This window comes from Salinisphaera sp. (assembly GCF_002729955.1).
GTDB lineage: Bacteria > Pseudomonadota > Gammaproteobacteria > Nevskiales > Salinisphaeraceae > Salinisphaera.
This window is the reverse complement of record NZ_PBYA01000034.1, coordinates 61667-84774: the sequence shown is the minus strand read 5'-3', so window position 1 is coordinate 84774 and position 23108 is coordinate 61667. Positions and strand designations below refer to the sequence as shown.

Annotated in this window: 16 protein-coding genes; 10 read left to right on the top strand and 6 right to left on the bottom strand. The window is 63.9% G+C overall.

The window, feature by feature from the left end; all coding sequences use genetic code 11:
• Positions 1 to 536: 536 nt before the first annotated feature.
• On the top strand, positions 537 to 2444 hold the full coding sequence (locus tag CMN27_RS10685) for an ATP-binding cassette domain-containing protein (protein WP_293626329.1): 1908 nt from the start codon (positions 537 to 539) through the stop codon (positions 2442 to 2444).
• A gap of 166 nt (positions 2445 to 2610) precedes the next feature.
• On the opposite strand, the gene CMN27_RS10680 is transcribed toward CMN27_RS10685, so the two are convergent.
• The 3 genes from CMN27_RS10680 to htpG form a co-directional block, all read right to left on the bottom strand.
• The gene (locus CMN27_RS10680) at positions 2611 to 3105 is read right to left on the bottom strand and encodes a DUF2489 domain-containing protein (protein ID WP_293626333.1); all 495 of its coding nucleotides are present in this window, start codon (positions 3103 to 3105) and stop codon (positions 2611 to 2613) included.
• Between the two features lie 6 nt (positions 3106 to 3111).
• A complete protein-coding gene (locus tag CMN27_RS10675; protein ID WP_293626327.1) occupies positions 3112 to 3684 on the bottom strand; it encodes a hypothetical protein in 573 nt (190 codons plus the stop codon).
• A 166-nt stretch (positions 3685 to 3850) separates the two neighbouring features.
• Positions 3851 to 5770, bottom strand: a complete 1920-nt coding sequence (gene htpG, locus CMN27_RS10670) for a molecular chaperone HtpG (protein WP_293626326.1) — start codon at positions 5768 to 5770, stop codon at positions 3851 to 3853.
• A gap of 189 nt (positions 5771 to 5959) precedes the next feature.
• Here htpG and CMN27_RS10665 point away from each other — a divergent pair, with 189 nt between their 5' ends.
• Together CMN27_RS10665 and CMN27_RS10660 are read left to right on the top strand one after the other, a co-directional pair.
• Positions 5960 to 6376: a hypothetical protein gene (locus CMN27_RS10665; RefSeq protein WP_293626324.1), complete on the top strand. Its 417-nt coding sequence runs from the start codon at positions 5960 to 5962 to the stop codon at positions 6374 to 6376.
• A gap of 13 nt (positions 6377 to 6389) precedes the next feature.
• Entirely contained in the window at positions 6390 to 6722 is a 333-nt protein-coding gene (locus CMN27_RS10660) for a VOC family protein (protein ID WP_293626322.1), read from the top strand.
• Between the two features lie 629 nt (positions 6723 to 7351).
• On the opposite strand, the gene CMN27_RS10655 is transcribed toward CMN27_RS10660, so the two are convergent.
• Positions 7352 to 8368, bottom strand: a complete 1017-nt coding sequence (locus CMN27_RS10655) for an alcohol dehydrogenase (protein ID WP_293626320.1) — start codon at positions 8366 to 8368, stop codon at positions 7352 to 7354.
• 125 nt (positions 8369 to 8493) lie between these two features.
• On the opposite strand from CMN27_RS10655, the gene CMN27_RS10650 reads away from it, so the two are divergent.
• Positions 8494 to 9555, top strand: a complete 1062-nt coding sequence (locus tag CMN27_RS10650) for a DUF429 domain-containing protein (RefSeq protein ID WP_293626318.1) — start codon at positions 8494 to 8496, stop codon at positions 9553 to 9555.
• 196 nt (positions 9556 to 9751) lie between these two features.
• On the opposite strand, the gene CMN27_RS10645 is transcribed toward CMN27_RS10650, so the two are convergent.
• Positions 9752 to 10909, bottom strand: a complete 1158-nt coding sequence (locus CMN27_RS10645) for a TraB/GumN family protein (protein WP_366515449.1) — start codon at positions 10907 to 10909, stop codon at positions 9752 to 9754.
• Positions 10910 to 11026: 117 nt separating this feature from the next.
• Complete coding sequence (locus CMN27_RS10640) at positions 11027 to 11491, bottom strand: hypothetical protein (RefSeq protein WP_293626315.1); 465 nt, start codon at positions 11489 to 11491, stop codon at positions 11027 to 11029.
• 192 nt (positions 11492 to 11683) lie between these two features.
• On the opposite strand from CMN27_RS10640, the gene CMN27_RS10635 reads away from it, so the two are divergent.
• From CMN27_RS10635 to CMN27_RS10610, 6 genes are all read left to right on the top strand, one after another.
• Complete coding sequence (locus tag CMN27_RS10635) at positions 11684 to 13837, top strand: TonB-dependent siderophore receptor (RefSeq protein ID WP_293626313.1); 2154 nt, start codon at positions 11684 to 11686, stop codon at positions 13835 to 13837.
• A 390-nt stretch (positions 13838 to 14227) separates the two neighbouring features.
• On the top strand, positions 14228 to 16759 hold the full coding sequence (locus tag CMN27_RS10630; protein ID WP_293626312.1) for a sulfite reductase flavoprotein subunit alpha: 2532 nt from the start codon (positions 14228 to 14230) through the stop codon (positions 16757 to 16759).
• A gap of 74 nt (positions 16760 to 16833) precedes the next feature.
• Positions 16834 to 19035 (top strand): TonB-dependent siderophore receptor, encoded by a 2202-nt coding sequence (locus CMN27_RS10625; protein WP_293626311.1) that lies wholly within the window; start codon positions 16834 to 16836, stop codon positions 19033 to 19035.
• A 474-nt stretch (positions 19036 to 19509) separates the two neighbouring features.
• Positions 19510 to 19719 (top strand): hypothetical protein, encoded by a 210-nt coding sequence (locus CMN27_RS10620; RefSeq protein WP_293626310.1) that lies wholly within the window; start codon positions 19510 to 19512, stop codon positions 19717 to 19719.
• On the top strand, positions 19716 to 21311 hold the full coding sequence (locus CMN27_RS10615) for a hypothetical protein (RefSeq protein WP_293626308.1): 1596 nt from the start codon (positions 19716 to 19718) through the stop codon (positions 21309 to 21311). The genes CMN27_RS10620 and CMN27_RS10615 overlap by 4 nt, the downstream gene beginning before the upstream one ends.
• An 84-nt stretch (positions 21312 to 21395) precedes the next feature.
• Entirely contained in the window at positions 21396 to 23027 is a 1632-nt protein-coding gene (locus CMN27_RS10610) for a hypothetical protein (RefSeq protein WP_293626306.1), read from the top strand.
• The last annotated feature ends 81 nt before the right edge of the window (positions 23028 to 23108 follow it).

The following is a 23108-nucleotide window of genomic DNA, read 5'->3' as shown; positions in this document are numbered from 1 at the left end:
TGATTTGGCCGTGGTGCGAGGCCGACTGCATTGGCGTCCTGATCCTGGTAGCGATGGCCGGATGAAAAAGTCCGCAGATCGACGCAGATCACGCAGATCAAAGACAAGAAGTCGCGGTCGTTCGCTGTCGTCTGACGCACGCGCCACGCGCTTCCTCATCTGTGCAATCTGCGTAATCTGTGGTTCCGCTTGAGGAACGAAGCCATCACACGCTCGCTTACCGAACTGCGCACACAGGCACCCTCTGCGAATTGCCGTTAGCGTACGGCGCGAACATCTCACCGCCCGGCCTTCGAGCAATCTCCCTTTCGCCTTATTCGCGTGTCTTCGCGTTCATTTGCGGACAACCTACTTGCCTGAGTGCAGCAGCTGCGTTTGAGCCAAGATCGAGAACCCATCGGTTCGTGGATTGCGTAGATGGGTTGTTTGGGCCGTGATTGGCAGTCGCTTCGCTTGCCGGGCCGCGGCCCACGACCGCGCCCGCCAACGCGTACAATACCCGCCTCGATTTCCCACCTCGCGATGTTGTCGCGCCCATGATTCTGCAACTGCGCAACCTGCGTCTGGCCTACGGCACCCATCCGCTGCTCGACGACGCCGAACTGAGTATCGACCGCGGCGAGCGCGTCGCCCTGGTCGGGCGTAACGGCACCGGCAAATCCACGCTCATGCGTATCGTGTCGCGCGAGATCGAGCCGGACGAGGTCATCCGCGAACAAAAGCCGGATCTGCGTATCGCGCGCCTCGAACAGGAGGTGCCGGCGGGTACGTCCGGCGCAGTATTCGACGTGGTGGCCGGCGGACTCGGCGACGTCGGCGCGGCCCTAGCGCGTTTTCACGAACTCACCGCCCGCCTGTCAGCCGGCGAGGACGTGATGGACGCCTTTTCCAAGGCCCAGGCCCGGGTCGAAGCCATGGACGGCTGGACGCTCGCGCCCCAGGTCGAATCCACCCTGTCGCGTTTGAATCTGGACGCCGACTGGCAGTTCGAAGCCCTGTCGGGCGGGCAGAAACGCCGCGTGCTGCTGGCCCGCGCGCTGGTGCAGGAACCCGACCTGCTGCTGCTCGACGAGCCCACCAACCATCTGGATATCTCGGCCATCGCCCAGCTCGAGGAAATGCTGCTGGCCTGGAACGGTGCGCTGCTGTTCATCACCCATGACCGCGCCTTCCTGAAGAATCTGGCCACCCGCATCATCGATCTGGATCGCGGCAAGCTCACCTCCTGGCCGGGCAATTACGACACCTTCATCGAGGGCAAGGAAAAGATGCTGGCCGACGAGGAAAAGGCCAACGCCCTGTTCGACAAGCGCCTGGCCCAGGAAGAAGTCTGGATTCGCCAGGGCATCAAGGCCCGGCGCACCCGCAACGAAGGGCGCGTGCGCGCGCTCAAGGCCATGCGGGCCGAGCGCGCCGAACGGCGCGAACGCGGCGGCACCGCCAATATCGTTACCCAAGACGCCGCCCGCTCCGGCAAGCATGTGATCGTGGCCGAAAACCTGGCCTATACCTGGCGCGACGGCGACAACGAAAAACCGATCGTCAACAATCTGTCGACCGTGATCCAGCGCGGCGACAAGGTCGGCATCATCGGCCCCAACGGCTGCGGCAAGACCACGCTCATCAACCTGCTGCTCGGGCGCATCGAGCCGGATGCCGGCACCATCAAGCTCGGCACCAATCTCGATATCGCCCATTTCGACCAGCACCGGGCCGCGCTCGATGACTCCATCAGCGTGCTCGACAACGTGGCGCAGGGCCGCTCCTCGATCACCATCAACGGCCAGGACCGGCACGTGATGAGTTATCTGCAGGATTTCCTGTTCTCGCCCAAGCGCGCCCGCAGCCCCACGCACGTCCTCTCGGGCGGCGAACGCAACCGCCTGCTGCTGGCCAAGCTGTTCACCCGCCCGGCCAATCTGCTGATCATGGACGAGCCCACCAACGATCTCGACGTGGAGACGCTGGAGCTGCTCGAAGAACGGCTGATGAGCTACGAGGGCACGCTGCTGCTCGTGTCACATGACCGTGCCTTTCTCGACAACGTGGTCACCAGCAGTCTCGTGTTCGAAGGCAACGGCGCGGTCAACGACTATGTAGGCGGCTATACCGACTGGCTGCGCCAGCGCCGGCGCACGGCCGAGCCCGCCCCGGCTGCGGCAAAGAAGCCCCAGGCCACGCCCCAGCCCGCGCCGGCCGCCGCCAAGCCCAAACCGGCCAATCCGTTAAGCAGCGCCGAGCGCAAGGAATTGCGTGCCCTGCCGGACACGATTGAAAAGCTCGAAACGAAGATCGAAGGCTACGAGGCGGAGTTCGGTGAAGCCGGCTTCTACGACCGGCCGGCCGACGAAATCAAGCGCAAGACCGAAGCGCTGGGCAAGGCGCAGAGCGATCTCGAGAACGCCCTGGAGCGCTGGGAGGCTTTGGAAGCCCGACAGGGCTGATTCGCGGCAAGCCGCGTCGGGCGTTTGTTCTGCAACAAATGGAATGGCGCGGCCCGAAGGTTTAACCGGCGCTCACGAAGTAGATTCGAAACGCGCGATCAGACAAGCCCGTGTTTTCGAGCCCAGCACAACCTTCCAGACGGGCCGCCATTCGGCCCGGCTGCTGTCAGGCAGCATCAACCGGGCGCGCCGAGGCGAGCCCTTCGCGGCCGCGGGGTACGCCAAAACGCTGCCGCAGCCGGGCCGCTTCATCGAGCACGGCATCCTTGGCGGCCACTTCCAGCATTTCGCGTTCGCGATCCATGCGCCGGATCTCGTCACGCGGCCAGGCATCGCGCTCTTCGCCGCGCGGCATGGTGCAGGTCGACAGAAACAGGCTGTAGATCGCCGGATAATCGGCCTGGGCACCCCCCGGGGCATGGTAATGGTCGAGCAGTACCTTGAGCCGGATCGCGCCTTCGGAGAGATTGAGCTCGCCGGTGAGCAGGCTGTCGGCAATGATGGCCATGCTGTGTTCGAGGTCGGCCTCGGTTTCGGCGAGCACGGCCGCATTGTGGGTTTCGCGCTCTTTTTGCTGGTTGAGCACGCGCCACCAAAGCCGGCCGGCATAGCCGGCCAGCGCTAGGACAACAACCACCGCAAGCGCGGCGAGCCAGCCCATCACCGCTTAGCGCTGCGTCTGGGCTTGACCGACCGTACCCGGACGCAATGCGTACTGCTCGGTGATATCGATCGTGGCCATGCCGGAGCGGTTGTTCGGGCGGTAGAGCACGATCTGGATCGCCCGATCCGGATAGCTGAAATATACCCGCGAGGTGCTGGCATCGCCGCTCACGCCGGTATCGGTGTGTACCGCCGGCGTATCACCCTGGTTGGGCGCACGCGCGAAGGTGGCGATCAGATTCTCGATGGCCTGTTCGCCATCCTCGCTACGAAACGAGCCGAGGTTGCGCGATATGCGGGTGAGCTTGTCATCGCGAATGGTGAGCGTCCCCACCGGTTTGCCGTAGGTATCACGGCCGACCACCACGGGGCCCTGCTTGGGAAAGAGCATGTACTGGCCGTCGGCCTGGGCCGGTATCGTATTGAAGTGGGCATTGGCGATGGCCAGCGTGTCGGCGCGCGATGCACCCAGCTCCAGGCTGGTGCCACCGATGGACACGGTCTGTGCCGAAGCCAGCGGCGCGATACAAAGCGCCAGCAAACCCAGCGCCGCGCAAGTCCAGAGATGTCGTGTCATGTTCTTTCTACCTCGTTGTTGCTCGAACCCACTCGTGCATCTGCTACTCACTATGCCTGCAACGTACTCAACGAGCGAGGCCCGCAGATGCGGGCCTCCTTCACGGTTGGTGTCGTAAGGCTGTCCGCACCGGCCGTGTCGCAGCCGGTACGGCATGCGCGAACGCCTAGGCGGCCGCGCCCTTGGATACCGCCAGCAGCATCTGGTTCATGCGGCGCACGAAGGTGGCCGGGTCGTCGAGTTCGCCGCCCTCGGCGAGTACCGCCTGCTCGAAGAGCAGCTGCGAGAAGGCGTCGAACTCGTCTTCGCCCTGCTCGCCGGCCAGTTTCTCGACCAGCGGATGCGTCGGGTTGATTTCCAGATGCGGCGCCGTGTTGGGCATTTCCTGACCGGCTTCCTTGAGAATCCGTTCCAGATGGGCGGACATGCCGTGCTCGTCGGCGACCAGACAGGCCGGCGAGTCGGTCAGGCGATGCGTCACCCGTACTTCGTTGACCCGTTCGCCGAGCGCTTTCTTGACGCGCTCCACCAGATCCTTGGACTCTTCTTCGAGCTTGGCCTGCTCGGCCTTTTCTTCCTCGGTTTCGGCGCCGCCGAGATCGAGCGCGCCCTTGGCGACCGACTGGAAGGTCTTGCCTTCGTATTCGGTCATATGGGCCATGACCCACTCATCCACGCGATCGGTGAGCAGCAGCACCTCGATATCCTTCTTCTTGAAGATTTCGAGATGCGGGCTGTGCTTGGCCTCGGCCAGCGTGTCCGCGGTGATGTAGTAGATCTTGGCCTGGCCTTCGGCCATGCGGGCGATGTAGTCGTCCAGAGATACGCCCGGGTCAGCGCTTTCGTCCTTGGTGGTCTTGAAGCGCAGCAGCTTGGCGATCTTGGCCTGGTTTTCGTGGTCTTCGACGATGCCTTCTTTCAGCACCTGGCCGAATTCGTTCCAGAACGTCTTGTACTTCTCCGGCTCTTCGTCGTCCCGGGCCATCGACTCAAGCAGGCCGAGCACCTTCTTCACCGAACCCGCACGGATCTTGTCCAGCAACTGGTTGTTTTGCAGGATCTCGCGGGACACGTTCAACGGCAGATCGTTGGAATCGATGACGCCTTTCACGAAGCGCATGTAGCGCGGCATGAGTTTTTCGGCATCATCCATGATGAACACGCGCTGCACGTACAGCTTCACGCCGTGGGCCTTGCCGTTCGGATCGAACAGGTCATAGGGCGCGCGCTTGGGAATATAGAGCAGGTTCGTATATTCCTGGCTGCCTTCGACCTTGTTGTGGGTCCAGGTCAGCGGGTCTTCGTAGTCGTGGCAGGGGTGCTTGTAGAACTCGGCATAGTCCTCGGCCGAAATCTCCGACTTGGGCTGGGTCCAAAGCGGCGCGCCGCGGTTGACCTGTTCCCAGCCGGCTTCCTTGCCCTCCTTCTCGTCCTCCTCGGACAGCTGCTCGCGCATCATGATCGGGAAGGCGATATGGTCCGAATAGGTGCGCACGAGATGGCGCAGGCGCCAGTCGTCCAAAAATTCGTCTTCGCCTTCGCGCAGGTGCAGGACGACCTCGGTGCCGCGCTTGTCCTTGCTGATCTCTTCCAGCGTGTACTCGCCGCCGCCGTCCGAAGTCCAGCGCACGCCCGCCGTTTCACCGCCATGGCGGGTGTCGACCACGACCTTCTCGGCGACGATGAAGGCAGAATAGAAACCGACGCCGAACTGGCCGATCAGATGGGCATCCTTCTTTTCGTCACCCGACAGCGAATCCAGGAATGCGCGCGTGCCGGACTTTGCAATGGTGCCGAGCCGGTCGATGACCTGCTCGCGGGTCATGCCGATGCCGCTGTCACCGATGGTGACGGTACGGGCGTCCTTGTCGTAGTCGATCCAGATCTTGAGTTCGGGATCGTTCTCGAAAAGGGCATCATTCTTCAGGCCCTCGAAGCGCAGCGTATCCAGCGCGTCGGAGGCGTTGGAGATCAGCTCGCGGGCAAAGACCTCCTTGTTCGAATACATCGAATGGATCATCAGCTGCAGCAGCTGCTTGACCTCGGCCTGAAAGCCACGGGTTTCGGTGTTCTGATTTTCGCTCATGGCGGTATTGAATCGTTGTTGAACGGTGTATGGGCGGCGATCACTCGACAAACTATCGCCTTGATAGCCTTGAGTGTGGCCCGCGGCGGCCATTTTCAAGCGCCGCATGCTGCACAGCGGCATCCAGCCCTTGCACTCACCCGCTCGTGTCCGGATGATGCGCGCTCCGAATTTGCAGCCGGCGTGCCCATGGCCTATACCGAAGACACCCCGATAAACAGCCTGCTGGCCGGGATGGCAGGCGTGGACGCCGAGGCCTGCCACGAATTCGCCCGCCGCCAGCATGTCGCCGGCCATGGCGCGGACCTGCAGACCGCGGCCCGACTACTGCATGATCAGGCGTTTGCCGCCCAGCTCGAGCGACCGGCCGAACTCGTTGCCTGGAAGTATCCCGAGCGCTTCGAGCCGGTGGATCAGGCCCTGCTCACCACCCTGCTCCAGGCGGCATCCAATAACGAGCAGGCGCAGGTACGCAGCCTGATCGCCGACCTCGATTTTGCCGACATCACCGCGTTGTCGAGCATCGCCAATCATCTGGCGCGTGCCTGCGAACAATTCGGGCGCTTTGGCGCTCGCCGGCCCGATCCCCAGCAGTCGCTGTTCTAGTCGTAGGCGGGGCGTGAAGCTCGACCTATTGGTATTGCGCTGCCGGCAACTCGAACCGAGCCGCCAGTTCTACGAAAGCCTTGGGTTTCGCTTCGCCGCGGAAAAACACGGCACCGGGCCGCTGCATTACGCCGCTGTGGGCGACGGTTTCGTTTTCGAACTCTATCCCGCCTCGGCAAACGAAGCAGTCGATAACACCCGTCTTGGCTTTGGGATAGAACACATACCGCAATCGCTAGCGCAGGTACCGGAGACCACCACACGCGAATTCGACGGTACACGGATTTATATCGTGCGCGATCCCGATGGCCGCAAGATTGAACTGCGCGAGAAAACGGCGTCCTGATTCTGTACCAAGTTCGGCACGGGCGCGGGTATCAGTCCCGGGCTTCGAGCAGGCGATGTTCTGCCTTGTTCGCGTGTCTTCGCGTTCATTCGCGAACAATCTGCTTGCTCGAGAACGGGCCCCTCTTTCATCCACAGATTACACCGATTACACAGATGAATTGATTAGGCCGTAGCGGGCAACCGGCGTCATTTGAGCCGTGGCGTTGGTGAGATTAGCGACAAGCAAAGGTCCGCAGATCATGCAGATCAAAGACAAGAAGCCGCGGTCGTTCGCTGTGGTCTGGCGCCTGTGCCACGCACTTCTTCATCTGCGTAATCTGCGAAATCTGTGGTTCCGCTTGAGGAACGAAGCCGACACGGTCGCTTATCGAGCTCCGCATACACCGTGCTGCATTTGCGGACTGCCTCTAGCGTGCGGTGTACACATCAAGTCGCCGGGCCTTCGAGCGATCCGTGGCTTGCCTTATTCGCGTGTCTTGGCGTTCATTTGCGGACAACCTGCCTTTTAACAACAGCCAGCTGCGTTTCATGCATGCCGAAGCGCCACGTCGCCAGACCGCCCATCGCAATCGCGCGCAGCTGAGATTCGGGGCACGGCCGCTACATCGCGCCCCGAACTCCGTTCATTCAGTTCATCGTCAACACCACCCGAAAGCGGGCTTCGTTGTTGATCATGCGTGCATAGGCTTCGTTGACGTCGGCCAGCGGATAGGTCTCGATCCGGGTTTCGATATCGCGCAGCGCCGAAAAGCCTAGCGTGTCCTGGGAATCCTGGGGCGCACCGCTCGGATGCCCGGCCACGCTGCGCCGTGCCATGAGCAGTTGAAACGGCGATACCTCGATCGGCTCCGGCGACGCGCCCACCACCAGTAACTGGCCGTTCACGCCGAGGCCGTCGATGACCGAACTCATCAGCCTGGGGTTCGGTGCGGTGGCCAGAATCACGCGCGCGCCGCCAAGTGCCTGCAACGCCTCCGCAGCGTCCTGTGCTTCGGTATCGATATAGGTATCGGCCCCGAGGTCGAGCGCCAGTTCCTTTTTGTCGGTACCACGCGACAGCGCCACGGTATGAAAGCCCATCGCGTACGCGTATTGGACGGCCAGATGGCCCAGCCCGCCAACACCCAGCACGGCTACGACATCGCCCGGCTGGGCGCTCGAATTGCGCAGGGCGTTGTAAGTGGTTACACCGGCACACAGAAGCGGCGCGGCCGCGACTGATGTCAGCTCATCGGGGATGGCCACCAGCGCTTCAGCCGGTGCGAGCATGTATTCGGCGTAGCCGCCGTCGTACGAAATGCCGCAGATCTGTTGATTCGCACAGGTCACGAAGTCGCCGCGCCGGCAGGAATCGCAGGCGAAGCAGTGCCCGCCGTGCCAACCCACACCCACGCGCTGGCCGGCCTGCCAGTGGTCGACATCGTCGCCGACCGCATCGATCACCCCGGCGACTTCATGGCCGGGCACGCGCGGATAGTCGAGCCCGGGAAAGCCGCCCTCCTTGACGAAAGCATCGGAATGACAGATGCCGCAGGCTTCGACCCTGACCCGAACCTGATCCGGCCCCGGCTCCGGAATATGCCGATCGACCAGTTCGAAATCGCCGCCCGCGCTGTTGATCTGAGCCACTTTCATTTGCGCCATGACACCCAACTCCTGTGGTTTGGCTGAACGTGACAGACGATACCACCGGCGTTCGATTACGCGCGTCCGTGCCAAAGGGCAACACAGTGCTTGCCTCCAGCGAAACACCGTCGCAAGATCGCGTGATGTCGATACGTCAAATCAGTGCCGTCACGCTGTTCGTGACGGACATGGCACGTAGCTGTGCCTTTTATCGGGGGCTGGGGTTCGAGCTGAAATTCGGCGGCGAGGAGGCGGGATTTTCCAGCTTTCATGCCGGCGAGAGCTTTCTTAACCTCAGCGCGGGGGAGAAGGCGCGTCCCGGCGGCGGCCTGACGATATTCTACGTCGACGATGTCGATGCCCAGCACGAACGGGCGCTCGCAGCGGGCCTCAAGCCGGATTTCGAGCCGGCCGATGCGCCCTGGGACGAGCGCTATTTCCATATCCACGATCCGGACGGCTATACCCTGTCGTTCGCCACGCCGCTGGCCGAGTACCGACGCCACAAGCGCCGGCTGCGCGAATGTGTCGGCATCGATGGCTGCCCCGGCGGCTGGATCGGGGTATCGCACGAGGGCGCCTTCGTCGATCGCGATCTGGCCAACCTGCTCAACCGACTGGCCCCGGCCGTGGTCGCCATCGACATGCCCATCGGCCTGGCCGACGAACAGCAGACCCGCGGCTGCGACCATGCCGCGCGCCAGCTGCTCGCCGGACGGCGGGCAACCAGCGTGTTCCCGACCCCGGTACGCGCGGCCCTGCTCGGCCGCGATCACAGCGAGGCCAGCGCCATCAACGCCGAGTACTGCGGCAAACGCTTATCGGCCCAGACCTACAACCTGCTGCCCAAGATTCGCGAACTCGACGACCTGCTGCGCCGTTCGGCCTACTGGCAGGCACGACTCTACGAAACCCATCCCGAAGTCAGCTTTGCGGCCATGAACGGCGGCGAGGCGCTGGCCGACCCCAAGCGCAGCAGCGCCGGCCACATGCAGCGGCGCGAACTCATCGCCGCCCACTTCGGCCGCGATGCCTTTGCCAATGCCCGTGCGCTGGTATCCAAACAACAGGCCGGCGACGACGATATCGCCGACGCCTTTGCCTGCCTGTTCACCGCCGAGCGTATCGCCAACGAAGAAGCAGTCACGCTGCCCGATACGCCCGAATACGACAGCGAAGATCTGCCGATGCGTATCGTCTATTGAACGCAGGCCCGGCAAGGACCGCAGGCCGTAGGTTGGATTAGCGAAGCGTAATCCAACATGGAACAGGGCACCCAGTCCGCGTCTCGCCGCGTGGCTGCGAACATCCGCCAGGCAGTTCTTGTTGGCTTACGGCCTTCGGCATAAGCCAACCGACGCGCCCGGGCCAATCGCGGCGCCGCCGGCCCCGTAACCCGGTTCAGCCGCCGCCGAAAAGCTGGCCGACGATACGAAAACCGGCGATATAGGTGCCGGCCGCCGAGCCGATGGTGGAGAACACGAACACCAGCAGCGTGCGCGATACGCGGTTCTTCCACCAGCCGGTGGCTTTCGTCACGTCGCTCTTGAGTGTGGAGAAATCGCCCACCCGCGGCTTGCGCAGCCACAGCTCGGCGGCAGCGGTGACCATACCGGCGCCAATGGTCGGGTTGAGCGAAGTCAACGGCGCCGCGATGAAGGCAGTGACCACCGTCAACGGGTGCGCAAGCGCCGCCGCCGCGCCGAGCGCGGACAGGGCGCCGTTGATGATCACCCATTCGATGACCATCTGCTGGCCGAGGCCCGCGCTGCGGGAAAACCCTATCGCGAAGCCGGTGAACACCAGAGCGACCACGACCCAGGGAATCCATTTCACCCAGCGCGCGCCGGGCGGTACCTGATCGAGCTCTTCCACCACGGCATTCGGGTCGTCCATGCCGTTTTCGAGATAGCGCGCCAGGCCTTTGAGATGGCCGGCGCCAACCACCACCAGCGTATGGCGCGCCGGCTTGAGCCTGAGCAGCTGGGCGGCCATGTAACGGTCGCGCTCGTCGATGAGCGTTTCGTGCATGGTGGCGGATTCGGCCGCGAACTCGTTGAAGGTCGATTCGAGCATGTCGCCTTCCTTGAGCCGCTCGATATCGGATTCCTCGATCTTTTCGCGCGATAACAGGCTGGCGAACAAGGCGCCCAGGGTGCTCATGCGCTGCCACCAGGGAATACGCCGATACACCCGTTTCAGGGTGACACCGATATTGCGATCGACCAGCTCCAGCGGAAGATCGGCGGCCGCGCAGCTGTTGATCGCCGCCCGCATTTCCGCGCCCGGCTCGATACCGAACTGATCGGCCAGACGCTGCTGATAGGCCCCGAGCGCGAGGTTGGCGGCCACCATGCCGGCCTTGCCCTGACGCAGCACCTGGAACAGATCCATCTGTTCGAGTTCGCCGGCACGCGTGAGCGCGGCATGACGGGCATCGCAGAGTTCGATGGCGACCGTGTCGTAGTCGCCGGCTTCGATTTCGTGCTGCACCTCCTCGGCGCTGGCACGCGAGACGTGGGCGGTGCCCAGCAGCGTGTATCGATGCTCGCCGCGCATGACCACGCGCCGTGGGCCGCCGGTTTGCGCGTCGGCCGCGCTGTCCATATCCGTCATATCTGGCCTTGTCGGCGCCCTCGGGCGCGCTCGTGCCATCGCATCAAGTCGGCGACGCCACTAGAAGTTGTTTGGATTGCCCTCGACGAGCGTGCCCTTGCCCTGGACCTCGCCCTGGCGATGCCATTCCAGCGAACGGCCGTCGATCTTCACGCGGTAGCAGTCGATCTGCAGCGCTTCGTCGTAGTCGAAGCACATCTGATCGTCTTTGATGGTCCAGCGCGCCTGATAGCTCGGCCCGCGAATCGTGCCGTCCGGCGCATAGAACTCGGTATAGGCGCTGTCGGGCGACATCGTGCCCGTCACGGTATTACCGATCACCCGCTCGCGAATGGTATCGGCGTTGACGAAACCGTCGGCGTCGGCGGTTGCGGCATCGGCGTTCGGGGACGCTTCGTCAGCGCTCTGGCTGTCGTCGTTGTTGCCGCAGCCGGCAAGCACCAGCGCGATAGAGGTGGCGATGGCGAAGGCGGCATATCGGGCGGCGCCCGAACGCGCGGCTAAGAGGCTCGGTGTCTGCTGCACGACGATTCTCCGAAAGATGGTTTTGCCGATGGTAGCGGTTTCGCAGGCAAGCGTCAGCGCAAACGCTATACAAGGCGACAGCGTCGCACTATTATTGCGAATCGTTCTCAATAACACTTTCCGGCTTCGGCTTTATCTGGGGGAATTATCTTGCGCTATCCATCCACACGCGCAACGCGTGCGCTTCGCTTCGTGTTTCTGCCGAGCCTGGGGGCAAGCCTTCTTTATAGCGGCATCGTCCTTGCCCAGGACACCACGGGCGCGACCGGTAGCGAAACCCTTTCCACCATTCAGGTCGAGGGGGAATCGGCGCTGGAAACAGCCACGAGCCCGGTCGACGGGTATACCGCCAAGCGCACCCGGTCGGCGACCAAGACGGACACGTCGATCGCGGAAACGCCGCAGTCGATTTCGGTGATCGCCGCCGACCAGATCCAGGCCCAGAACGCACGCGATATCCGTCAGGTACTGCGCTATGTATCGGGCGTGGTACCGGAGCTGCGCGGCAATGTCGCCAGTCGCTACGACCAGCTCACGCTGCGCGGCTTCCAGCCCGACACCTATCTCGACGGGCTCAAGCAGCTGGGTTATTTCTACACCATCCCCAAGACCGACCCCTACCTGCTCGAGCGTGTCGAGGTCATCAAGGGGCCGGCCTCGGTGCTCTATGGCCAGACGCCGCCGGGCGGGCTGATCAATCTCGTATCCAAGCGCCCGACCGAAGATCAGACCAACGAGTTCTATCTGGAAACCGGCAACGACAGCCGGCTGGGCGCGGGCTTCGATATCGGCGGCACGCTCGATGAAGAGGGCGATGCCCTCTATCGCGTGGTTGCCACCGGCAGCCAGCGCAACGGCCCGCAGGAAACCGTCGAAACATCGAACTTCTCGATCGCCCCCTCACTGACGCTGCGCCTGTCCGATGCGACCGAACTCACCCTGCTCGCCAAGTACCGCAACGATCCGGATTCCGGTTCCTACGGCGCGCTGCCGTATCAGGGCACCGTCGATCCGCTGAACGACGGCAGCAAGCTGGCCCGCGACTTCTACGACGGCGACAAGAACTTCGAAAGCTTCGACCGCAAGACGGTACAGCTCGGCTACGAATTTTCGCACTGGTTCAACGACAGCCTGCAGTTTCGCCAGAATTTTCGGTTTCGCGATGCCGAGGTCGACTATCGCAGCGTCTACGGCTCCGGGCTGAGCGCCGACCAGACCACGCTCATCCGGGGCACGGCGGCCTCCCAGGAAAACGTCAACGGCATTTTGGTCGACAACCAGCTGCTCGGTTATGTCGATACCGGCCCGGTCAAGCACACCCTGCTCGGCGGCTTCGATTATCAGAACCTGGATGCCGATCGCTACTACGGCCTCGGGCGTCCGGGTACGGCGACCGCCCCGCCACCGCTTTCGCTCGACAACCCGGACCACGACCAGACCATTCCTGAAATCGAGCGCAATCGCTTCGAATTCGACCAGGATCAAATCGGTTTCTACCTGCAGGATCAGGCCAAAATCGGTCGTCTGACGATGCTCGCGGGCGGGCGCTATGACGTGATCGACACCACCGCGCTGGGCCCGGACGGCAGCAATCGCGATACCCGTACCGACCGAGCCTTCACCGGCCGCCTGGGCACGCTCTATACCTTCGACAACGGCATCGCGCCGTTCTTGAGCTATACCGAGTCGTTTCAGTCGCCCGCGACCAGCGGCACCCGTAACGACGTGCTGGACCCGACCGAGGGCGAGCAGTACGAGGGCGGCGTGAAGTTCCAGCCGCCGGGCACCAATACGCTGGTCACCCTTTCCGCTTTCGAGCTCAAGCAGACCAACGTCACCGGCTCGCTGCAGCCGGACGGCACGCGCTCGCAGACCGGCGAAGTAAGGGTTCGGGGCCTGGAGCTCGATACCAAGGCCAGCCTCGCCAACGGCCTGGATATATCGCTGGCCGCCGCCTATCTGGATTCCGAAATCACCAGCGCGGACGACAACACCGAAGGCAACGAATACCAGCGTACCCCGGACTACACGGCTTCGGTTTGGCTCGACTACACCCAGCCCACCGGGGCCTGGAAGGGCGCGGGCGGCGGTATCGGCGTGCGCTACGTCGGCGAGCAGCAGGTCAGTAACGACAACGAAAACCAGGTGCCCGACTACACCGTGGCCGACGCCGCCCTGCACTACGAGCTGGGCGGCCTCGATCCCGCCTACGAGGGCTGGCGCGTGGGCCTTAACATGCAGAACGTGTTCGACAAGAAGTACGTGGCGTCCTGCCTGAGCTCGAACTTCTGCTACTTCGGCTACGGCCGCGAGACGACCGCCACGGTCAGTTATCGCTGGCAGTAGGCTTCGCCAGAAGCGGCGAAAGGCGGTCCTTCGGGGCCGCCTTTTTTGTTTGCGCGCGACCTAATCGCCTACGCCCGACCCTTGCACTGTCGACCTTCGTATATAAAATGAGAATCGTTCGCATTTGCATCCAAGCGGTTGCTGATGGAACGGAGGGAAACCTTCATCTCGGTGGATTGCGCGGCCCGGATCGGGCCGCGCTCTTTTAACAGCCGCCGGATGAACAGCCATCGGTAACGCCAGCCGGCGTCGACCGATATTCGATTCGGGGGCCATCATCATGAAAAGCTCGCACGTCCTGCGGGACGCCGTGCTCTGCCTGTGCGTATATAGCCCGCGCACGGCCACTCGGCCTGTATCCCAAGACGCGGCCCATGGACGGCCGCCGACATGAGTCTTCGCTCCCGACTGCGGGCGTTCGACCCCCTCTTTCAGCTGCACTGGCTGCTCGGCATCACCGCCGGCACGGTGCTGATGCTCATCGGCGTGACCGGCGGGCTCATGTCGTTCCAGGAAGATATTCTCGGCGGGCTCAACGCCGATCAGGTCGCACACTTCCAGAGCGAGGAGCGCCTGAGCCCGCCCGAACTGATCGCGCGCTATCAGGCCGAACACCCCGACCACAGCGTGGGCAGCATCTTCTGGCGCCAGGACCGCCCCTACCCCGTCTTTCTGGGCTATCGCACGGCGGAGACCACCGGCCAGCGCGGCGAACGCGCCATGCTCGATCCGACCACCGCCGAGCCCATCGGCATGCTGCGCGGCCAGTGGACGTTTGGGCTGATTCGCCAGCTGCACCAGCGCCTGGCCGCGGGTGCGACCGGCAAGCTCATCGTCGGCATCTCGACGATCGCACTGGTGGTGCTTTCGCTCAGCGGTCTGTGGATTCGCTGGAAACGACGTCCGCGCCAGGCCTGGCGCTGGCTGTGGCCGCGTGCGCTCGGCGGCAAACTCGCCGGCGAATGGCATGCCGTACTCGGCCTGTGGGCCCTGCTGGCCTATCTGGTGGCATCGCTGACCGGCCTGTGGTGGTCGTTCGAGTGGTATCGCAGCGCCGGCAAGGCCCTGTTTGAAAGCGATACGGCCGTCCAGGTCGAACTCGAGCGACCTGTCGAAGATGTCGATATCGACCGCCTATGGGCATCGCTCGCGCCGCGGCTGGAAGACGCGAAGTCCGTGTTCATCCGTCTGCCGGAACAGGCCCGCGCCCCGGCCGAGGTCCATTACGTCCCCGGCGACGCCTTCCATCGCTATGCCGACGACGAGCTGTTCGTGCATCCGGCCAGCGGCGAGATTCTCGGCGATGCACGGTTCGCGGACGAGCCGGCCGGCAATCAGCTGCTGGCCAGCCTGTATGCGCTGCATATGGGCGCCTTCTTCGGCACGCCGGGCGTGGTGGTGATGATGCTCGCCAGCTTTTGCCTGCCGGTGTTCTTCATGACCGGCCTTCTGCTGTACCTGCGCCGTCGACGCATGAAACGACAGGTCGCCGCCCCGCCGGTCGTTCAGGCCGATGCCCCGCCCGGCGCGGATACGTTGCTCGTGGCCTACGCCAGCCAGAGCGGTCTGGCCCAGCGTATCGCCAGCCAGACCACCGCCGCGCTGCAGGCAAGCGGGCGCGCGGTACGCCTGTCCGGCCTCAACGAACTACAGCCACCTTCCCTGGCCGCACATCGCCAGGCGCTGTTCGTGGTGAGCACCCATGGCGAGGGGGACGCGCCGGTGGCCGCCCGTGGCTTCGATCGCCGCTTCTGCAGTGCCACCGAGCCGCGCCTGGAAGCCCTCGACTATGCCCTGCTCTCGCTCGGCGACAGCGATTACGGCGACAGCTACTGTGCCTTCGGGCGTCGCCTGGACCGTGCCCTGCGCGAACGCGGCGCGCGCACGCTCATCGCCCCGATCGAGGTCGACAAGGCCGACAGGCACGCACTGGCCGACTGGCATGCCGCGCTGGCCGGCCTGTTCGGTACGGCCCTCGACAACGCCGAACCCGTATTCGACCGCTGGCGCCTGGCCGCGCGCCGTATCGCCAATCCGGCCAGCCTGGGGGCCCCGACCGCCTATCTGCGACTCGAGCCGATCGAAGCCCAGGCAACGAACTGGCAGGCCGGCGACATCGCCGAGATCCGCCCGCGCCATCCACAGACCACTATCGATGCCTGGTTGCGACGACAGGGTATGGACGGTGGGCGACACGTAGTGCATTCCGGCCAAACGCTAGCGCTGCGCGCGGCCCTGGGCGATCGCCAACTGCCGGAGGCTGCCCCGGATCACAACGCCGACTTACAGCACTGGTTCGACGACCTGCCACCGCTGGCCGCCCGGGATTACTCGATCGCCAACGTCAGCGACGGCGACGGCGCGATCGAGCTGCTGATTCGTCTGGCCCGCCACGAAACCGGCACCGGCCTGGCCTCGGGCTGGCTGATCGAGCGGGCCGCGATCGGCGATATCGTCGAACTGCGCCTGCGCACCAACCCCGGCTTTCGCGGCGACGAAGACAGTCGCCAGCAGCCAGCGGTCTTCATCGGCAACGGCACGGGCATGGCCGGGCTACGCAGCCATCTGCTCGCCCGCATCAACGCCGGGCAGCAGGCCAACTGGCTGCTATTCGGCGAACGCCAGCGTGCCGTCGACTTCTATTACGGCGACGAAATCCGGGCCTGGCACCAGCACGGCGATATCACCCATCTCGACGCCGTTTTTTCTCGCGACGCCGACGACGGCCGCTATGTCCAGCACGCCCTCGCCGAGCACGCGCCGCGCCTGCGCGACTGGATCGACCACGGGGCGGCGATCTTCGTGTGCGGCAGCCACGACGGCATGGCCACGGGGGTGACTGAAACGCTCGTCGCCATTCTCGGCGCGCGCCTGTTCGAACGGCTCAACGAGTCCGGGCGTATCCGCATGGATGTCTATTAACAAGCCTTCCGGCGCCCGCCGCCCGGCGGGCCATAACAAACCGCTTTCATAGCCATATCGTTCAAGGGGGATTCATGCACGACCGTAACAGCCGTTTTGGGCTTCGAAACGCCGACATTCGTATTGCCAGCGCGCTCGCCCTGGCCATGGCCGCTTCGGCAACCGGCGCCCAAACCAGCACCACGCCAACGTCGCTTGCGCCGATCGACGTGGAGGGTGGCCGTATCAAAAGCGCCGATGCGCCGGTCGAGGGCTATGTGGCCGAGCGCAGCGCCACCGCCACCAAGACCGATATACCACTCATCGAATCGCCGCAGTCCATCACCGTGATCGGCCGCGACCAGATCGAGGACCGCGGTGCCGACACGCTGGCCGAAGCGGTCGAATATGCGCCCGGCGTGAATACCGCCAACAGCGTTAACAACGACGTCATCGACAGCAACGGTATCCAGATCCGCGGTTTTTCTGCTGCGGATGCGACCTATCGCGACGGTACGCGCCTGTTCGCCGGGCTGCCCTACGACGCCCCCATCGAGGCCTACGGCGTCGAACGTCTCGAGGTGCTGCGCGGGCCGGCCTCGGTGCTCTATGGCCAGGGCCAGCCCGGCGGCATCATCAACCTGGTGACCAAACAGCCCACCGACACACCGCTGCGCGAAATCGGGCTCGAAATGGGTACGTTCCATCACAAGCAGCTCAAGGCCGACGTCAGCGACAGGCTCGATAGCGAAGGCAAGTGGCGCTACCGCCTGACCGGGCTGGTGCAGGAGTCGGGCACGCCCATCGATTACATCGACGACGACCGCCTCTATATCGCCCCGGCGTTGTCGTGGACACCCAGCGCGCGCACCGAGCTGACCCTGCTCGCGCGTTATCAGAAAACCGAATCCGACTATTACTGGACCGGCTTTCCCCTCGCCGGGACGAAGCGCCCCAACCCGACCAACGGCCGGCGTATTCCCGAAGATCGCTATATCGGCCAGCCCGGGCTGGGCGGCTACGATTCCGAGGTTTACGAAATTGGTTATCTGTTCGAGCACCTGATCAACGACCGGCTTACCTTCGAGCAGAACGTGCGCTATCGCCAGATCGATTACGACGTCGTCGACGTGTTCCGAAACTATTTCACCGGCAACCCTTTCAACGCCGACCTCACCACGCTCGAACGCGATATTCGCGTGCGCTACGACGAGGCCGACACCCTGACCGCCGATCAGCGTCTGATCGCCGATGTCGAGTTCGGCGGTATCGACCACAGCCTGCTGGTTGGCCTCGATTACAAGAGCCTGGATTACGACGGCCGCAGCTCCGGTTTTCTGCGCCTTGGCAATCAGGCGCCGGTGCCGGATCTCGATCTCTACAATCCGGACTACACGCAATCGTTCGCCATTCCGGACGCACCCAACCAAAGCGGCACCGAAGCCAGCCAGTACGGGCTCTACGTGCAGGATCACATGAAGTTCGCGGACAAGTGGGCGCTCACGGTCGGCGCCCGCCAGGACTGGGTCGACGAACAATCGCTGGGCGCCGACAAGAACGATCAGGATGAACTGACCTGGCGCGCGGGGCTGGTGTATCTGGCCGACAACGGCCTGGCCCCGTATGTCAGTTATAGCGAATCCTTCGTGCCCCAGTACGGCGTGAACGAGGTCACCGGCGAAAGCCTGGACCCCATCAGCGGCGAACAGTACGAGGCCGGTTTGCGCTATCGTCCCGACGGCTGGAATGCATCGTTCGAACTCGCCGCATTCGAGATCACGCGTGAGAACGAAACCGTGGCACTGCCGGGTAGCCCGAACGTCCAGAGCCAGATCGGCGAAACCCGCTCGCGCGGCGCTGAAGCCTCGGCCCAGATCGATCTCGCCCGTGGTCTGAAAGCCATTGCCAGCTATACCTACAACGAGGTCGAAGTGATCGAGGCCGGCGGCAGCCAGACCACCAACGGCAACCGCGTACCGGACCGCCCCGACCATTTGGCCAAGCTGTGGGTCGACTACAGCTTCCAGCAGCCCGCGCTGGACGGGCTGGGTCTGGGCGCCGGCCTGCGCTATACCAGCTCCTCGTTCGCCGATGCCGCCAACGAGGCGCGTTATCCCTCGGCCACGCTGGTGGATGCCGCCATTCGCTATCGGTTCGACGACGTGACGCTACAGCTGTCGGGGCGCAACGTCTTCGACGAGGTCAAGCTCTACTGTAACGGCTCGCAGGCGACTTCATTCTGCAACTACGGCGTGCCGCGCAGCGTGGTCGGCAGCCTGAGCTATCGTTGGGACTAGCGCCAGAGCCGTGCCTGCGCCGCACAAAACGGCGCAGGCGTTCCAACCACACCATTCGACCCGATAAGCCAGATTCTGGTGCGTCGCCGGCCATTGATCGGAATAGATAAAACCGGTATTTCGCCGGATGCCGTCCTAGCTGACGACCGGGCGGGCGATCGCCGCCGTTCGAGGCTCGATGCGCTGAAAGCGCTGCGCATAGCCGGTATGGCCGCTCTCGGCGCGAGGGATGGCTGCGGCGCCATGACATGAACGCGTCTAGCCGATCACCGTATCGCGGGCGCGTGCCGGTGTTCGAGCGGCCCCGGCACCCCACGATCGCCGTTCAGCACGGTCGCCTCGATCCCGCCATTCATTTGCCCCCAATAGGATTGGGCGGCCGACTAATAGCGCCTACATACAACAACTTACCCTGCCTTGGTATTATTTGTTTCTAGGATCAGCCGGTTACACAGCCCAACGTCTCACCGCCCGGTGGCACGAAGCCGCTTTGTCCCGCAAGACCCCGTCAGCGTCGGCGATTCCGTCGACGACAGCGGCCGCATTCGTGGCCCGGACGAGGTCGCACTGCTGGTCGTGCTCGACTACGAAGCGCCCAACGCCACGCGCCGATGGCCGCATCGCCCACACGCCTATAACAGCAAAGCGCCCGTAAAACCCATGCCGGTCGGAAACACGTCATGAAACGCCCCCTCGGACGCGCCGCCGTTGCATTTCTGCTCGTCGCCGGTGCCGGTATGGCATGGTGGTTCGCGAGCAACCGCGCGACGCCAGCGAGCGTATTCGACGCAGGCGCCGGTGCCGATACGACGTACGTGGTCGGCCACCGGGTCACCGAACATCCGGCCGAGGGCCACGGCTTCGATCGCTGGGTGAAGGCGACCGGCGCCGTACGCTACCGGCTGGAAGATGTCGGCGACTCGCGCCGGCTGCATGTCGAACCGCTGTTCACCGAGGTTTACGGCGACGACGAGAAACGCATGGCCCGAATATGGTTCGAGGGTGATCTGGCACGACGTGTCGGCGGCTTCGATATGCCGATCGAGAACGGCCGCCCGACCTTTGATCTCGCCAGCGCCGAAGCAAATTCCCCGTTCGGCGAGGAACTCGATGCCCCCGCAGGCCATCCGCTCGTGGAATCGATCGTGGTGCCCGCCCTGCAACGCCCGATCGAGCCCCGCGTCGGTGCCGAATACACGCTCGCCGCCTGGCGCGGGCTCAGCGATATTCGCTTTCGCGTCGAACACGTCGACGAGCACAACCTGGGCCTGCGTATCGAATCCACGCCCGCCACCCGCCTGCTCGATACCGATACCCAACCCGAGAACCTGCGCCTGCTCGGGCGCCTGCGCATACGCCGCACAGACGGCTGGTTGGACACGCTTACGCTTGTACGACACGACCGAGTCGAACGCGAAGGCAGGCCGGTGGCTATCGATCGCGTCACCCGTGTCTATCGCAAGCCCGACCTGGCCAGCGGCGATATCGAAGACACGCTGGCGCCCTTCTACGGCGCCAGCGACAGCTACCGTGACGCTATCGAGTTCGCACAGACGCCGGATGACATCGCACGACCGGAGCCGGCCACCCGCAACCCCTCGCTGCAAGCCTATGAAACCGCGCTCAACCACGATTTTCGCGGGCTGAACCTGCACCTGCGCTTCAGGCAGGACGAACGCATCCCGGCGTTTTCGCTGGGCATCGCCGACGTGATCTTCTACGACGCCGACGATAACGTCCTCGACGTGCCGGCCGCCCTGTATTACATCGACCCGTTCTTCGACCATGAGAACTACGACGACGGCCAGACGTTCACCTATAAGCACCTGGGCGGCGACCCGGCCGTGCTCGAACAGGTCGCCCGCGCCGAAGCCACGCTGATCTATCACGAACAGCAGGCGCACTATTTCACGCTGCGTCTCGACGACGACAGGCATACCCTCGAACACGCGGGCGCACGGCTACAGGCCACGCCCGACCCCACGCACGCCCACCGCTGGCGGCTGCGTGCCGACAACACGGCCGATACCCGCTATTACCCCAGCCGTCACGCGATCGCACCCGGGTTGACCGGCGCCTATGACATCGCGCTAGACGACAGCTGGCTGAGCGTTGGCGAAGCGACCCTGCTTTCCCGCGTCGACGGTCTGGGCCGCGACGTCTCCAGCATTCGTATCGACGCCGACCACTCGCCCGTCGACTTGCCGCTGGTGCGGCTGAGCCGCGGCAAGCGCCATGAATACCGTGTCGGATTCAAACGCCGCACATCGCCATGAGAGCACGGCCGAGTTGTTGACGCCCCTTTTCTGATCGTGGGTCTCTCCCAGGCCCTTGCCGCTTTTATCCAACAGGAGTTGCGCGTGCCGCATAGAAAACTCATTTCGGCGCTGGTCGCTGTTTTAGCGCTTAACACCCTGGGCGCCGCCGCATTCGCGGCAGATCCGGCAGTGGCCTTCGACCCGGCCAAGGGCGACCATCGCGATTACCGCGTCGGCATGCGCATGCAGTTCAAGGCCGACGACGAGCCGGCCGCCTCTGCCAGCCGCTGGTTCACGCTTCAAAGCGTGATGCGCTATCGCGTCGACGCGACCGAGCCCATGCTGCAGATCAATATGGAACCCCGCTTCATGCAAGCCGAGAACAACGACGAGGTCCTGTTCTCGAGCGCACAGCCGCAGGCGTTCGAAAAAACCGACATTCCGGACCTGATGCGTGCCGGCTTCGATCTGACCATGAACCGGGAAAGCGGCGAAACACGGTTGCAAGACAACGGCCGTATTGCCATGCGAACGCTCGCGAACGAGGCCGAGGCGCCCATCGATCAGTTCGAGCCACAGCTGTTCGCGCCGGCGCTCGCGCAGCCCGTGCCGGCTCGCCCGGGCGAACAGATCACGATCGACGGCCTCGAGAACTTGCCGCCCCTGCTTCTCACCGTTACCCAGGTCGACAGCAACAGCGTGACCGCCACCTTCAAGCCCGCCAAAGACAGCTCGGCGACGGCCCACGCCATGGACGGCACCGCCTATGGCACCAGCGCACGTTTTACCGATATCCACGGGCGCGTGCGTATCGATCGCGACAGCGGGTGGATCGACGCCATGACGATCATCAGCGAACAGACGTTGAAAAAAGGCGATCGCACCGCCCGCATGCGCAGCGCCACGACCATGCACGCTGTCGATAAGCCGGCGACGGGCGCGCTCCATGACAGCCTGAAGCAGTTCAAGACCAATACCCTGCTCGCAGCCATGCCCGGCAGTGAACTGTATCTACCGGACAGCGCAGAAGACGTACCGGAAGATCAAGGCTTCGACGTATCGCAACAACCGCTGGCCGATGCCGAGGGTGACTTTCATATCGACGATGAAGATGGCGCCCTGGTGCTCACGATCCGGTATCACACAGCCGCTAACCCGAACCTCGATCAACTGACGCTGGACACGCTCACGCTGCGCGATGCCAACGGCAAGGCGCTGGACAACGACTTCGTGCTGGCATGGATCGGCCCGAATTTCACCGAAGAAAACACCGCGGCCGTGCGTCTTCTCCCGCTCGGATGGGACAAGGCAGACCTGGATGATATCGCCGAGGTAGAAGCAGGGTTCACCTACCAGGCGATCGATGCCCCGGCCGATGCCCGATTACCGTTGCAAGACACGCCGAGCCAGCTCGACGACGGTCCTGCACATGCCCGCGCCGTGCCGATCAATGGGGGGTGGCTGGTAACGCTGCGCGGAAGCTATACCCACTACTACGCACCCGACCACAACGCTGTGTTCGAAGGCGATTCGGCGGTCTCCAGCGACCGTGCCGACAAAGGCATGCGCCCCACCGACCGGAGCCTGCTCGACCGTGTCTCCAATACCGATGTGTGGCGCCAACAATACGAGATAAAGGGCGACGTCGACTCATTCGCGCTCGTTCTCTTGCGGCCGACGCCCGGCACGAGCCGGCAAAAGCTGACATTCACCCGACAGAACGCGGCGCCCTAGCGACCGTGACCGGCTACAGCCTGCCATCAACCGGCCCGATAGCGGCCTGCGCGCATGACAGGCGGGCGGGTGGGTCGAATG

Coding starts and splice junctions, on each gene's coding strand:
- CMN27_RS10675 (WP_293626327.1), bottom strand. CDS start 3,684: ATGACACGACATCTCTGGACTTGCGCGGCGCTGGGTTTGCTGGCGCTT.
- htpG (WP_293626326.1), bottom strand. CDS start 5,770: ATGAGCGAAAATCAGAACACCGAAACCCGTGGCTTTCAGGCCGAGGTC.
- CMN27_RS10650 (WP_293626318.1), top strand. CDS start 8,494: ATGTCGATACGTCAAATCAGTGCCGTCACGCTGTTCGTGACGGACATG.
- CMN27_RS10665 (WP_293626324.1), top strand. CDS start 5,960: ATGGCCTATACCGAAGACACCCCGATAAACAGCCTGCTGGCCGGGATG.
- CMN27_RS10615 (WP_293626308.1), top strand. CDS start 19,716: ATGAAACGCCCCCTCGGACGCGCCGCCGTTGCATTTCTGCTCGTCGCC.
- CMN27_RS10625 (WP_293626311.1), top strand. CDS start 16,834: ATGCACGACCGTAACAGCCGTTTTGGGCTTCGAAACGCCGACATTCGT.
- CMN27_RS10630 (WP_293626312.1), top strand. CDS start 14,228: ATGAGTCTTCGCTCCCGACTGCGGGCGTTCGACCCCCTCTTTCAGCTG.
- CMN27_RS10655 (WP_293626320.1), bottom strand. CDS start 8,368: ATGGCGCAAATGAAAGTGGCTCAGATCAACAGCGCGGGCGGCGATTTC.
- CMN27_RS10645 (WP_366515449.1), bottom strand. CDS start 10,909: ATGCGCGGCGAGCATCGATACACGCTGCTGGGCACCGCCCACGTCTCG.
- CMN27_RS10680 (WP_293626333.1), bottom strand. CDS start 3,105: ATGGGCTGGCTCGCCGCGCTTGCGGTGGTTGTTGTCCTAGCGCTGGCC.
- CMN27_RS10685 (WP_293626329.1), top strand. CDS start 537: ATGATTCTGCAACTGCGCAACCTGCGTCTGGCCTACGGCACCCATCCG.